The sequence below is a fragment of the Myxococcota bacterium genome, assembly GCA_035498015.1.
Classification (GTDB): Bacteria; Myxococcota_A; UBA9160; order SZUA-336; family SZUA-336; genus VGRW01.
Genome location: DATKAO010000158.1, coordinates 1 through 11,530, shown reverse-complemented (window position 1 = coordinate 11,530; position 11,530 = coordinate 1). Strand labels below are relative to the sequence as shown.

The window sequence follows — 11,530 nt, the reverse complement described above, 5'->3', positions numbered from 1 at the left end:
GGCCGGCAGGCGACCCCCCGCCGCCGCAGCTCGAGGTCAGCTCGAGCGAGGCCGAGAGTGACTTCGCCGACCACCCGGGTCACTTGTACGCGCTGGCACTTCCGCCGGGGCGCTGGGTCGTCGAGCCGATCCCGGTCGGTCTGCTCTTGGACTGGGGCGAGCCGCCGTGGCGGCCCGACGTCACGGTCGCCGCGGGCGAGGTCGTCTACGCCGGCGAGGCGTACGTTCTCTCGGCGTGCTGGCTTCCGCGCCTGGAGATCCACGACCAGATGGCTCGCGATCTCGCGCTCCTGCGCGCGAAGAACCCGGCGTTCGACGCGAGCCGGGTCGAGAAACGCCTGCTGCGCTTCCGCAACCTCGACGGCGCCTGACTCTTAGGAGCCCTTCGCGGCCTTCACCGCGCCGACCAGCGCGGGCACGATCTCGAACAGGTCGCCGACGATCCCCACGTCGGCGACCTCGAAGATCGGCGCGTCGGCGTCCTTGTTGATGGCGATGATGAAGTTCGAGCTCTTCATGCCGACCAGGTGCTGGATCGCGCCCGAGATACCGACCGCGACGTAGAGCTTGGGCGAGACGATCTGGCCCGAGCTGCCGACCTGGTACTCGTGCGGGAGCCAGCCCGCATCGACCACCGGGCGCGACGCGCCCATCTGCGCGCCGAGCGCCTCGACCAGGGGCTTGAGCACCGCGTCGAAGTTCTCGGGCTTCTGCAGGCCGCGGCCGCCCGAGACGATGATCTCGGCCTTGGTCAGGTCGTGACCGCCGGCCGGCGCAACGCGGATCTCGACGAACTTGGTGCGGACATCGCCGCCCACGCCGTCGAGCTTCGCGACCGAGCCCGAGTCACTGCCGGTGTAGGCCTCGGCGGCGCCGGGCTGCACCGTGGCGATGCGCGGCGTGCCGCTCACGCGCAAGCGCGCGTCGAACTTGGCGTTGAACATGCGGCGCACGAACACGAGCTCGCCGCCGTCCGGCTCGATCCGGATCACGTCGCTCACGATGCCGCAGTCGAGCCTGGCCGCGAGCGCGCCCGCGATGTCCCAGCCGATGGGCGTGTTCGAGATCAGGATCAGCTCGGGCTTCTCGCTCTCGACCGCCTTGCCGATGGCGCGCGTCCAGCCGTCGAGGTTGTAGTTCGCCAGTGACCCGTCGTCGGCCAGCAGCACCTTGCCGCCACCCTTCTTCGCCAGGTCTTCCGCCACCCCGCCCACGCCGGAGCCGATCACGAGCGATACGACCTCGCCCCCGAGCTTGCGCGCCAGGGTCACGAGCTCGAGCGTCGACTCGCGCAGCGCGCCCTTCTGGATTTCCGCGACGATCAGTGTCTTTGCCATCAGAGCAGCCCCAGCTCCTTGACCTTGCCCACGAACTTCTGTGCGACCTCGTCCTTCGAGCCCGAGAGGATCTCCGCGCCCGCGCCTTTGGGAGGGGTGTAGATCTTCTCGATCTTCGTCTTGGGCGCGACCGCGCCCGCGGAGAGACCGACGTCGGCGAGTGACTTCTTGTCGAGCGGCTTCTTCTTGGCCTGCATGATGCCCTTGAGCGAGGCGTAGCGGACCTCGTTCATGCCGGTCTGCGCGGTCAAGAGACACGGCAGCGGCAGCTTCACGACCTCGAGCGCGCCGCCCTCGAGCTCGCGCTCGACCTCGACCTGGCCGCCGTCGACCTTGGCCGACACGATGCCGGTCGCATGCGGCACGCCGAGCAGCGCCGCGAGCATCGGGCCCGTGAGGGAATAGTTGGTGTCGTCCGACATCAGACCCATGAGCACGAGGTCGGCCTTCTCGGCCTTCGCCACCGCCGCCACGGTCTTGGCGATGGTGAGTGAGTCGGCGCCGGCCAGGCCGTCGTCCCAGACCTGGACCGCACGGTCGGCGCCCATGCCCAGCGCCGTGCGCAGTGACTGCTGCACGCGGTCCGGCCCCACGGTCACGACCACGACCTCGGTCGCGGGGTCCTTGTCCTTGGCCCGCAGCGCCTCTTCCAGCGCGTAGTTGTCGTAGTCGTTGATCTCGAACTTGATGTTCGCGTCCGAAATCCACTTGCCGTCGGGCGCGAGCTCGAGCCGCGCATCCTTGTGCGGCACTTGCTTCAGGCAGACGAGGATCTTCATGAGGGGCAAAACTCCGTGCGAAGGGTCCGTACGAATGGGGTGCCCGTGGCACGCCCAAAGGGGGTCGCGGCGCACTCTAAGGCAGGGGGCGCGTCCCGTGCAACTTCGCTGGGGGCGGCCCTCGCTCGCCCCGCCCTAACCGCCCATCAGCTCCCGCCACGTCTCCAGATCGGGGATCCGCAGATAGGCGTTCATGCGCTTGGTCTCGGCCAGGGTGCGGTGCGGGCCGCCGCCGTAGTCGTGACCGGGGTAGAGCACGGTGTCGTCCGGCAGCGACGCGAGCTTGCGCAGGCTGTTGAACATCTCGTCGGGGTCGCTGCCCGGCAGGTCGACGCGGCCGCAGCCCTGGATGAAGAGCGTGTCGCCCGACACCAGGGCGTTCTTCACGCGGAAGCACTGTGACCCGGGCGTGTGACCCGGCGTGTGCAGGAACTCGATCTCGACGTTCCCGATCCGCACCACGTCGCCGCTGTCGACCGGCGCCAGGTCGGTCTCGGAAATGCCGGTGACTTTGCGCACACCGTCCGCCTCGTGGCGGTTGGCGTAGATCTTCATGCCCTTGAGCTCGAGCAGCTCCGACAGGCCTTCGATCGTCTGGCCCATCATGCGGCCGCCGACGTGGTCGGGGTGGTAGTGGGTCACGAGCGCGCACACCGGCTCGAGCCCCTGCTTGCGCACGTGCTCGACGATGCCCGACACGTTCCAGGCGGGATCGACGAGCGCGACCTCGCGCGTGGCGCGCGAGCCGACGGCATAGACGAAGTTCTGCATCGGTCCGCACTCGATCTGCTCGAGGAAAAGCTCGTCGTCCATGTGGTATTACCCTGGGGCGGGAGAGGGGCCATGTCAAACGGCAAGACGCGCGCGGTGATCGTCGGTGTGGGACAAGTCAGGAACCGGCCGGGGCTCGACTCGGCCGAGTGGAATCCGCTCGAGCCGGCGCGACTCATGGCCACGTCGCTCGAGCGCGCCGCGGCGGATGCGGGTCGGCCGGAGCTCTTGCGCGAGGCCGACTTCGTGGGCGCCATCCCGCCCATGGCCTGGTCGTACGACGACCTGCCGGGGCGCGTCGCGGAGCTCGTCGGCGCGCAGCCGCGCGAGAAGCTCGAGCCGCCGGGCGGCGGCGAGGGCCCGATCCTGTTGCTCGACGACGTGGCGACGCGCATCGCCGACGGTGAGCTCGAGCTGGCGCTGATCGCCGGCGCCGAGTGTGTCTACAGCCGCCGCCGTGCGCGCGCCGAGAGCAAGAAGCTCGACTGGACGCCGGGCGGCGAGGGCCTGCCGCGCTTCGTGGGCAAGATGAAGCCGTTCGCCAACGCGCTCGAGCTGCGCCACGGCATGCGCCAGCCGGTCGACATGTATCCGCTGTACGAGAACGCGCTGCGCGCGAAGGCGGGCCGCTCGATCGAGTCACACCAGAAGCACGTGTCCGAGCTCATGGCGAGATACTCGGAAGTCGCGGTGCGCAATCCCTTCTCGTGGTTCCCCGAGCCGCGCACGGCCGAGGAGATCCGCACGGTCGGCCCCAAGAACCGCTGGATCGGCTTCCCGTACCCGAAGCTCATGAACGCCATCATGGAGGTCGACCAGGGCGCGGCCGCGATCGTGATGAGCGAGCGCGCCGCCGACCGGCTCGGCATCGCCAAGCAGAAGCGAGTCACTTTCCTGGGCGGCGCCAGCGCCACCGACGGCTGGAGCGCGGCGGAACGCGTCGACCTCACCTCGAGCCCCGCGTACCGCGCAGCGGCGCGCGCCTCGCAGGCCTGGGCGGGCATCTCGGTCGGCGACGTGGACCTGTTCGACCTGTACTCGTGTTTCCCGTGCGCCGTCGAGTTCGCGCTCGACGCGCTGGGACTCACGACCACCGACCGGCGCAGCCCCACGCAGACCGGCGGGCTCGCGCACCACGGCGGCCCGGGCAACAACTACGCCATGCACGGGCTCGCGAACACCGTGCTCGGGCTGCGCGCCGGGCGCGGCCGCGTGGGCTGGGTGTCGGGGCTCGGCATGAGCGCGACCAAGCACGCGATCGCCGTGCTCTCGACCGACCCGGCGCGCATCGCGGGCTCCGCCGGCCGCGCCAGCCGCGAGTCACTCACGCCAGAGGACTTCGAGGGCCCGGCGCTGGTCGACTCGCCCCGCGGCGCGGTCCAGGTCGAGACCTACACGGTCATGTTCGACCGCGACAACAAGCCCGAGCGCAGCGTGCTCTACCTGCGCCTGCCCGACGGCCGGCGCAGCGTGGCGCAGGGCGAGAAGAGCGACGAGCTGTTCCGCCGCCTGCTCGAGGTCGAGGGCGTGGGGCTACGCGGAACGGTGTCACCGGGCGCGGGCGACGCGCCGAACGTGTTCTCCCTCGGCTGACGGGTCAGCCGCCCAGCCAGACCAGCACGAACAGGGGCACGCCGAGCGCCGTGGCGCAGATCAGCGCGGCGCGGCCGGTGTCGATCTCGAGCACTTCGCGCGTCGCGACCACGAACGAGGCGATCACCAGCGCCACCGCGGCCCAGGCGAAGAACTCGCCCAGGAAGGGCACGCTGGCGAGTAACTCGAGCGCGAACCACAGGTACGCGAAGCCGGTGCAGCGCAAGAGCTTCGAGAACTCGACGGGCGCGTCGACGGCGAAGCGCGCGACCACCCACAAGAGCGACGTCGCCGAGACCCACAGCACGATCGAGCCCGCCAGGCCCAGGAACACCGACACGAGCCCGCCCTGGCCCAGCGCCACGAGCACCGACGTGCCCACCACCACCGCGATCGACTGCGGGATCGCGTGGTGATCGGCCTCGATCTCGCGGTACACCTCGGGCTTGAAGTACAACACGCCCTCGAGGCGCGGAATGAGTCGCCGCTCGCGCTCGAGCAGTCCGCCGATCAGACCCGGTCGCGTCTCGCCCTCGGCCACGCCGAGAGGGTAGCTCAGCCGCGTCCGATCACCTCGAGGATGTACGCCTCGAGGTGAGTCAGTGCTTCGGCGCGCACCTGCTCGACGGTCTTCCCGGCGCGCTTCACGGGCTCGAGCCCCGGTCCGGTGTCGGAGATGACATGCAAACGTGTAGGGGCGCCGATGCGCCGCAAAAGCTCCTCGAGCTTGTCGATGCGGCAGTGCGGGTCACGCGCGCCCTGCACGAACAAGAGCGGACAGATGACCCGGTACAGGTAGTCCACGTCCTGGTGGCTGGGCTTGCCGGACGGGTGCAGCGGGAAGCCGAACGAGAACGCCGCGTCGACCTTCAGCCCCTGAGACACTGCGCGCGTGGCGACGCGCGCGCCCAGGCCGATGCCCCCGACCAGCATGCGCGCGGGCGCGTTCTCGGGGTCGGACAGCACCGCCTGCACCGCGGCGCGGAACGCCCGGTCGAGCACCGCGGGCGGATCCGGGCGCTTCTTCTTCTCCTCCGCGAAGGGAAAGGCGAAGCGCAGGGTAAGATGGCCCTTGGCCGATAGCGCCTCCTGAATGGCCACCAGCGTCGGCTCGTCCCTGCCTCCGGTCGCATCGTGTGCGATCACGAGGCCGATCCTCTGGCCGCTCGGCCACCACTCGGGAGTGGCGACGACGCCCGTGACCTGGACCTCCGGCATCACGGGGATCCGGATGGTCTCGAACTTGACGTTCGTGTCCATCGGAGGCCTTCTTATAACACACCCCCCATTCGGCGCCGCTCGTGGCTAGCTCGGAAAAAGTTCTGATCGTCGGGGTCGCCCGCGGGCACGGGCGGCTGCTCGCCCGCCGACTCTCTCGCGACATGCGCGTGGTGGGAGTCGACACCGACGAGTGGGAGCGCCGGCCCGCAGGCGCCCCGTTCTACCGGACCGACGTGCGCGCGCGCGCGTTCGAGGACGCCCTGCGCAAGGAGCTCCCGGATGCCGTCGTGCATCTCGGAACGGTACGGCACTTCCGCGGACCGGCGACGCAGCGCTTCGACGTGAACGTCCGCGGCACGCGGAAGTTACTCGACCACTGCCGCAGCTACGGCGTGAAGAAGCTGTGCGTCCTGTCCACCAGCTACGTGTACGGCGCGCTGCCCGACAACCCGAGCTTCGTGGCCGAGGACCACCCGCTGCTCGCGGGCCGCAACTACCCCGAGATCCGCGACCTGGTCGAAGTCGACTCGCTCGCCACCGCCTTCATGTGGCAGCACCCCGACATCCACACCTCGATCCTGCGGCCGGTGCCGACGCTCGGCTACTACAGCGACAACTCGATCGTGAGCTACCTGCGCGGGCCGCGCGTGGTGGTCATGATGGGCTTCAACCCGATGCTGCAGTTCATGCACGAGGAGGACCTGGTCGAGGCGGTCGCCATGTCACTCACTCGCCGGCTGCGCGGCGTGTACAACGTGACCGGCCCGGGCGAGGTGCCCCTGCGCGTGGCGATCGAAGAGACCGGCGGCCGCCCGCTGGCGCTGCCCGAGCCGATCGCGCGTCCGCTGCTCGCGCGACTCTTCCGCCTGGGCCTGGTGCGCATCCCGCCCGGCGCGATCGACTACATCAAGTACCCGTGCACGATCGCCGGCGAGCGCTTCGCGAAGGAGACCGGCTTCCGCCCGCTGTTCGGGCTGAAGGAGTCGTTCCGGTCACTGCGGCACTGACGCAGATCGAAGCTGGCCAGGGGATTTTGACTCACACTCGGTCACCCGGGTGATAAGATTCGACGATCATGGAATCTCGAGCGGGCGTCCTCCTCTTCTTGGGTCTGATCGCAGCGGCAGTCACCCCAGGTCATGCTGCCGCAGACCCGTTCAGCTTCGACGGGGACACGATCCACGCGGAGCTGTCGTCGTATGCGCACGACTCGCTCGGCGGAAGCGTGGTGGTCTCGCAGTTCGCCTCGTCATCCGTCGTGGGTGCGGGCCCCGAGTTCACGGGAGTCATCGGAGATCCGTACTTCGAGCCGGGGCCGTTCCTCTGGGACGTCACCGTCGACATCACGGGTCGCGAGCTCGCCGTTTCGGTCGTCGGGGCCCCAGGCGCGTGCATGTGCGTGGGATGGGACCTCACGATCACCGACCTGAACTTCACGGCTCCCGAGGCCGCTCAACAGATCTCCTACGTGTTGGACTTGTCGCCCACTCCCGACGTCGGGGTGACCGCTTCCCACACCGCAGACTCCGTGACTATCCACTTTCTCGCCATTCAGAACTTCGCTCCGCACTTCTTGATCACGAGCAGCCTTCCCGAGCCCGCTCTCCCGCTCCTTTGGGCCATCGGTATCGCGCTCGCAGCCGGCGCTCGTGTTCGATCCGGACGAGTGAGCGACGTCCACCGGCGTTAGCCCGGGAACGGCGGCGGCGGTGGCAACAGGCCGAGCTGCACCATCATGCCGATGTCGTCGCGATTCGCGCGGTGCTCGAGGATCTCACCCTCGCGCAGCGTGAACCAGTGAATGTGCTGGTTCGAGTAGCGCTTCCCGGTCGGCGGCACGCCCATCAAGAGACCGCCATCGACCGGGAGTCGGCCGGTGCCCAGATGCGTCGCGGTCACGGTGGCGCGGAAGATCACTGCGTCGCCCGTGGCCACCATGTTCTCGACGGTGATCGTCTGGTCGGGAAAGGTCGTCAGGATGTCGCGCATGACGAACGCCGCGCCCTTGCGACCCACTTTCCGGCCGTGGTTCACCATGTCCTCGGCACACAGGGCGACCGCGGCGTCGACGTCGTGGCGGTTCCACGCTTCGAGCCAACGGCGAATCACCGACAGGTTTCGCTCTTCGACGGTCACCGTGCCCCTCCGAATCTCGCGTCCCAGGAGCGCAATTCTATGCCCGCCGCGGCCGACAAGTCAGCGAGATGCGGGCGCCAGGCGGGTATCAACGGGGATCGACGCGGCCATTCGTGCTGGGGGCGATCGCCGCGGCATTGCTGCTCGGCCTCGCCACGCTGGGCATCGTGCACAACGCCTCCCTGTCGCGTGTGCGCAAGCGCGCGGCGACGGAGCCGCCGCGGCCGATCGCGCTGGTCGAGCTGAAGAAGAACCGCCCGGGCGCGAGTGACTCGGCGGGGCGCTCCGACGCCTGGCGCGCCGCGGCGGCGGCGCTCGGCCGCAAGCTCGAGGTCTCGGAGGTGACTGCGCTCGGGGAGATCCCCGCGCGCAGCTACTCGGCCTGGATCCTCGCCGACCAGCCCGCGCTCGACGACGCCGACTTCGCGGCGCTCGACTCCTACCTGCAGCTCGGGGGCGGCGTGGTGCTCGCGGGCCGCACGGGCGAGAAGGGCACGGACGGCCGCGGCGCGCTCGAGCGGCTGTTCCCGGGCCAGCGCTTCGTCGAGCTGGGCGGCGGCTCGACCCGGCTGCGTGTCACCAGCACGAGCCCGCTGGTGGCCGGCTTTCCAGCCGGCGCCGAGCTGCCGGTCGAGACCGGCGGCCGGGGGCTGTCCGCGAGCTCGAGTGACGCGCTCGCCTGGAACGCGGCGGGCGGCGCCGCGCTGCACATGATCCACCGCGGCGGGGCGGTGGCCTGGCTGGGTGTCTCGCCCGCGCGCATCGCCGACGGCGAGCCGGCGCGCATGCTGGCCGAGAACGCGCTGCGCTGGGCGCTGCGTGAGCCGGTGCTCGACCTGCGCGCCTGGCCCGAAGGCCGGCCGTGCGCGGTGCTGGTGGAAGCTGCGAGTCACTCCAGCTCGCCGGCCTCCACGTGCCGGCTCGAGTCGGGCCGCACCGAGCCGGAGCTCTTGCGCGGCCTCGCGCACGCCGGCTGCCGCTACGCCTCGGTCCCGCCCGAAGACCGCGCGCTGCCCGCGCTCTATGAAGTCGACGGCGCGCCGTTCGTCGCCATCCCCGAGGCTCGCGCCGACGCCGCGGCACAGGGCTCCGCGCTGATGCGCGAGCTGCTCGCCGGCTACGAGCGCGCCGAGAGACTCGGCGGCGTGTACTCGCTGCGCGCCGATCCGGAATGGCGCGCGAAGGCCGGCCGCAAGGAGCTCTACGCGCGGGTGAGTCGCGAGCTGTACGAGCGCGGTGCCTGGTTCGCCAGGCCCGACGAGCTGGCCGCGTGGTGGAGCGCGCGCTCGGCCGTGCGTGCCGACCTCGCGATCCTGGCGCGCGACCGGGTGCGCGTGCACTTCTCGAACGCGGGCAAGGCCGAGGCCCGGGGAGTCACCGCGCGCGTGTATCTCCCCGGCGGCGCCGACACGGCGCGCGTCGAGCGCGCGCCGCGCTTCCGCTCCGGTCCGCAGCTGCGCATCTCGGCCGATCACGCCTGGATCGAGGTGATCGCGCCCTCGCTCGACCCCGGTCGGGAAGTCTCCTACACCATCCGCTTCTGAACGTCCCACGCCGGACGGAAGGAGCCGACCATGGAGAATCCCCTGCTGGCCCCGTCGCCCGACGGCCTGCCCCGGTTCGACGCCATCCGGCCCGAGCACGTGGAGCCGGCAATGAAGGCGCTGCTCGCAGAGCTCGGCGGCGAGCTCGAGGCGCTGGAGCAGAGCGTGCAGCCGACCTGGACCGGCGTGGTCGACCCGCTCGAGCGCATGGGCGACCTGCTCGGCACGCGCTGGGGCGCGGTGGGTCACCTGCTCGGGGTGCGGAACTCGACCGAGCTGCGCGCCGCGCACGAGGCGGTGCAGCCCGAGGTGGTGGTGTTCGGCTTGCGCGTCGCCCAGAGCAAGCCGCTGTTCGAGGCGCTGGTCGCGCTCGAGAAGAGCGCCGCCTTCGCGCAGCTCGACCCCGCGCAGCGGCGGATCGTGAAGCTCCTGATCCGCGACGCTCGGCTCACCGGCGTGGCGCTCGAAGGCAGTGCGCGCGAGCGCTTCCAGGCGATCGCGACCGAGCTCGCCGAGCACCAGACCGCGTTCTCGAACCACGTGCTCGACGCCACCAAGGCCTTCTCGCTCGTGCTGCGCGACCGGGCCGACGTCGAGGGCCTGCCCGAGAGCGCGCTCGAGGTCGCCGCGCAGTCGGCGCGCACGGCCGGCGAGTCAGGGGCCACGGCCGCGGCCGGGCCCTGGCGACTCACTCTCGATCTGCCCGTGCTCGTGCCGGCGCTGCAGCACCTGCGCTCGCGCGAGCTGCGCGAGCGCCTGTACCGCGCGAACATCGCGCGCGCGAGCTCCGGCCCGAGTGACAACACCGCGCTGATCGGGAAGATCCTCGCGCTGCGGATCGAAGAGGCGAAGCTGCTCGGCTTCGCGAACTTCGCCGAGCTCTCGCTCGCGTCGAAGATGGCCCCCGACGTCGCGGCGGTGCGCAAGCTGCTCGAGGAGCTGCGCAAGGTCTCGTACGCGGCCGCCGAGCGCGAGCTCGCGGAGCTCTGCGACTTCGCGCGCGGGCAGGGCGAGACCCGCGAGCTCATGCACTGGGACGTCTCCTACTGGGCCGAGCGCCAGCGCGAGGCGAAATACGCCTACTCCGAGGAGGAGCTGCGCCCGTACTTCCCGCTGCCGGCCGTGCTGCAGGGGTTGTTCGGCCTGGCCGAGAGACTCTTCGGAGTCACGATTCGCGCCGCCGACGGCGAGGCGCCGGTGTGGCACCCCGACGTGCGCTTCTTCCGCGTCGCCGACGAGTCGGGCGCGCGGCTGGCGTCGTTCTATCTCGATCCCTACTCGCGGCCCGCCGAGAAGCGCGGGGGCGCGTGGATGGACGAGTGTCTCGGGCGCACGCGCCTGCGCGACGGGGTGCGCCTGCCCGTGGCCTATCTCGTCTGCAACCAGACGCCGCCCGTCGGCGACCGCCCCTCGCTCATGAGCTTCGACGAGGTGCAGACCTTGTTCCACGAGTTCGGCCACGGGCTGCAGCACATGCTGACCCGCGTGGACTACGGGCTCGCCTCGGGCATCCGCAACGTGGAGTGGGACGCCGTCGAGCTGCCGAGTCAGTTCATGGAGAACTGGTGCTACCACCGCGAGACGCTGCTCGGCTTCGCGCGCCACTTCGAAAGCGGCGCCCCGCTGCCCGATGCCTTGTTCGCGAAGCTCGTCGCCGCGCGCACCTATCGCGCCGGCTCCGACATGCTGCGGCAGCTGTTCTTCTCGCTGCTCGACCTGGACCTGCACGACGCGTACGAGCCCGGAGGACGAGTCACTCCGTTCGACGTGCAGCAGCAGGTGGCGAAGCGCGCCACCGTGCTGCCGCCGCTGCCCGAGGACCGCTTCCTGTGCAGCTTCGGTCACATCTTCGCGGGCGGCTACGCGGCCGGGTACTACTCGTACAAGTGGGCCGAGGTGCTCTCGGCGGACGCCTTCGCGGCGTTCGAGGAGGCCGGGCTCGAGAACGGCGCCGCGCTGCGAGTCACCGGCCGCCGCTACCGCGACACGGTGCTGGGCCTGGGCGGCAGCGCCCCCGCGATGGAGGTATTCAAGACCTTCCGCGGACGCGAGCCGAAGACCGACGCGCTCTTGCGCCACTACGGGCTCGCGGCGTGACACCCTGACGGGCCACCGCGACTGACTCCGGAGCGAAAAGCTCGCGAAGCAG

General features: G+C 70.5%; 12 protein-coding genes. 6 read left to right on the top strand and 6 right to left on the bottom strand.

Annotation, left to right across the window (positions count from 1 at the left end; genetic code table 11):
• Positions 1-371: hypothetical protein (locus VMR86_14485; GenBank protein ID HTO08253.1), on the top strand; the 371-nt coding region annotated here is incomplete at its 5' end.
• Positions 372-374: 3 nt separating this feature from the next.
• On the opposite strand, the gene VMR86_14480 is transcribed toward VMR86_14485, so the two are convergent.
• The 3 genes from VMR86_14480 to VMR86_14470 form a co-directional block, all read right to left on the bottom strand.
• The gene (locus tag VMR86_14480) at positions 375-1,337 is read right to left on the bottom strand and encodes an electron transfer flavoprotein subunit alpha/FixB family protein (protein ID HTO08252.1); all 963 of its coding nucleotides are present in this window, start codon (positions 1,335-1,337) and stop codon (positions 375-377) included.
• Positions 1,337-2,116 (bottom strand): electron transfer flavoprotein subunit beta/FixA family protein, encoded by a 780-nt coding sequence (locus VMR86_14475; GenBank protein ID HTO08251.1) that lies wholly within the window; start codon positions 2,114-2,116, stop codon positions 1,337-1,339. Before VMR86_14475 ends, VMR86_14480 begins: the two co-directional genes overlap by 1 nt.
• Positions 2,117-2,251: 135 nt before the next feature.
• Positions 2,252-2,929, bottom strand: a complete 678-nt coding sequence (locus tag VMR86_14470) for an MBL fold metallo-hydrolase (protein HTO08250.1) — start codon at positions 2,927-2,929, stop codon at positions 2,252-2,254.
• 30 nt (positions 2,930-2,959) lie between these two features.
• Between VMR86_14470 and VMR86_14465 the strand changes: the two genes are divergently transcribed.
• Complete coding sequence (locus VMR86_14465; GenBank protein HTO08249.1) at positions 2,960-4,480, top strand: hypothetical protein; 1,521 nt, start codon at positions 2,960-2,962, stop codon at positions 4,478-4,480.
• Between the two features lie 4 nt (positions 4,481-4,484).
• Here the strand turns inward: VMR86_14465 and VMR86_14460 are convergent, their stop codons facing one another.
• Together VMR86_14460 and VMR86_14455 are read right to left on the bottom strand one after the other, a co-directional pair.
• A complete protein-coding gene (locus tag VMR86_14460; GenBank protein HTO08248.1) occupies positions 4,485-5,021 on the bottom strand; it encodes a hypothetical protein in 537 nt (178 codons plus the stop codon).
• A gap of 14 nt (positions 5,022-5,035) precedes the next feature.
• Complete coding sequence (locus VMR86_14455; GenBank protein HTO08247.1) at positions 5,036-5,740, bottom strand: alpha/beta family hydrolase; 705 nt, start codon at positions 5,738-5,740, stop codon at positions 5,036-5,038.
• Between the two features lie 41 nt (positions 5,741-5,781).
• Between VMR86_14455 and VMR86_14450 the strand changes: the two genes are divergently transcribed.
• Positions 5,782-6,708 carry an NAD-dependent epimerase/dehydratase family protein gene (locus VMR86_14450; protein ID HTO08246.1) on the top strand — a complete coding sequence of 309 codons (927 nt, stop codon included), beginning with the start codon at positions 5,782-5,784 and terminating at the stop codon, positions 6,706-6,708.
• A gap of 68 nt (positions 6,709-6,776) precedes the next feature.
• The gene (locus VMR86_14445) at positions 6,777-7,391 is read left to right on the top strand and encodes a hypothetical protein (GenBank protein HTO08245.1); all 615 of its coding nucleotides are present in this window, start codon (positions 6,777-6,779) and stop codon (positions 7,389-7,391) included.
• Here VMR86_14445 and VMR86_14440 read toward each other — a convergent pair.
• Positions 7,388-7,837, bottom strand: coding sequence for an ester cyclase (locus VMR86_14440; GenBank protein HTO08244.1), 450 nt, complete (start codon positions 7,835-7,837; stop codon positions 7,388-7,390). The two genes, VMR86_14445 and VMR86_14440, sit on opposite strands and share 4 nt — an antisense overlap.
• A gap of 113 nt (positions 7,838-7,950) precedes the next feature.
• Between VMR86_14440 and VMR86_14435 the strand changes: the two genes are divergently transcribed.
• Both VMR86_14435 and VMR86_14430 read left to right on the top strand, forming a co-directional pair.
• Entirely contained in the window at positions 7,951-9,381 is a 1,431-nt protein-coding gene (locus VMR86_14435) for a hypothetical protein (GenBank protein ID HTO08243.1), read from the top strand.
• A gap of 30 nt (positions 9,382-9,411) precedes the next feature.
• A complete protein-coding gene (locus VMR86_14430; GenBank protein HTO08242.1) occupies positions 9,412-11,478 on the top strand; it encodes a M3 family metallopeptidase in 2,067 nt (688 codons plus the stop codon).
• Positions 11,479-11,530 lie beyond the last annotated feature (52 nt).